The sequence below is a fragment of the Pseudomonas sp. JL2 genome, assembly GCF_031570495.1.
GTDB classification, from domain to species: Bacteria; Pseudomonadota; Gammaproteobacteria; order Pseudomonadales; family Pseudomonadaceae; genus Aquipseudomonas; species Aquipseudomonas rhizophila.
The window spans coordinates 1-1,367 of record NZ_JAKUDH010000064.1 but is presented as its reverse complement, the minus strand read 5'-3'; the positions used below and the strand labels follow the sequence as shown (position 1 = coordinate 1,367).

The 1,367-nt window shown below is 57.5% G+C and carries 1 protein-coding gene; it reads left to right on the top strand.

All coding sequences use genetic code 11. The annotated features are described in order from the left end of the window. Nucleotides 1-80 precede the first annotated feature (80 nt). Entirely contained in the window at nt 81-1,106 is a 1,026-nt protein-coding gene (locus MKS85_RS28750) for an IS110 family transposase (RefSeq protein WP_047230568.1), read from the top strand. Nucleotides 1,107-1,367 lie beyond the last annotated feature (261 nt).

The window sequence follows — 1,367 nt, the reverse complement described above, 5'->3', positions numbered from 1 at the left end:
GGGCATTAATGAGATGGTCACCCCCACACCCTGCGAGGGCTACGCTTTCGCAGGGTGTTTTGTTTTCGGAGGCCATCATTATGAGCGAGTCAGCGCTGATCGGGATCGATCTCGGTAAACACAGTTTCCACCTGCACGGCCAAGACAAATTGGGCCGAGAGGTGTTTCGCAAGAAGTTCTCGCGTCAACAGATGATGACGCTCTTCGGCAATCTGCCGGCCTGTACCGTGGTGATGGAAGCTTGTGCCGGGGCGCATTTCGTCGCTCGCCAGCTGATGGCCATGGGGCATGAAGCCAAACTGATTTCCCCGCAATTCGTCCGCCCCTTCGTCAAAGGCAACAAAAATGACTTCGTGGATGCCGAAGCCATTTGCGAGGCGGCTTCGCGTCCATCGATGCGCTTCGTTTCGCCTAAAACCGAGGCACAGCAGACGCTTTCCGTTCTGCATCGCCTGCGCGAGTCGCTGGTACGCGATCGCACCAAAACCGCCAATCAAATGCATGGTTTCCTACTGGAGTTCGGCATCAGCCTGCCCAAGGGCCTGGCGATCATGAAGCGGTTGGCGAGTATTTTGGCTGAGCATGAGTTGCCCGTTCGGTTGACAGTGCTGTTACAGCGCTTGCATGAGCATTTCTGTTATCTGGATGAACAGATCAAGGCGCTGGATAAAGAGCTGGCAAGCCAACTGGCCGACGATGATCTCGGCAGCCGCTTGCTGAGCTTGCCGTGTGTCGGGCCGATCACCGCCAGCCTGCTGGCTGTAGAGATGGGGGACGGCAGGCAGTACCGATGCAGCCGTGACTTCGCCGCCTCCGTGGGCTTGGTGCCCAGGCAGTACAGCACCGGCGGCAGGGCTAATTTGCTGGGTATCAGCAAGCGCGGCGACAAGCACCTCAGGCAGTTGCTGGTTCAATGTGCTCGGGTCTATATGCAGAGGCTAGAACACCAGAAAGGGGCTCTGGCCGACTGGGTGCGCTCATTGCTTGGGCGACGACACTCGAACGTGGTGGCCTGCGCCCTGGCTAACAAGCTGGCGCGGATCGCGTGGGCGCTAGCGGCTCACCATACGCAATATGAAGCAGGGCCAGACGCGCTGAACGCCTGACCCTGCGGTTGTTGCAGTACCACGAATCACCCTTCAGGTTTTGCGATAGCTGAACAACGGATGACGTGAACGGCCCACCGGCCTGACGAAGAACCTGACATAAAAATCGGCTTCAGAAGCCGCGGCATTTTTCAGGATCGTCAGGCGCGACTCTCATCGTGGCGCGGGGCATGCCCTGGATCGACGCCGGATAGATTTAAGCAAGCCAACCACTTCACCCATTAATCAGTATTGCAAAAATGGGGGTGACCATAGATTTTT

Bases quoted from the DNA above. Each gene is read 5' to 3' on its own strand.
- MKS85_RS28750 (WP_047230568.1), top strand. From the start codon at position 81: ATGAGCGAGTCAGCGCTGATCGGGATCGATCTCGGTAAACACAGTTTC.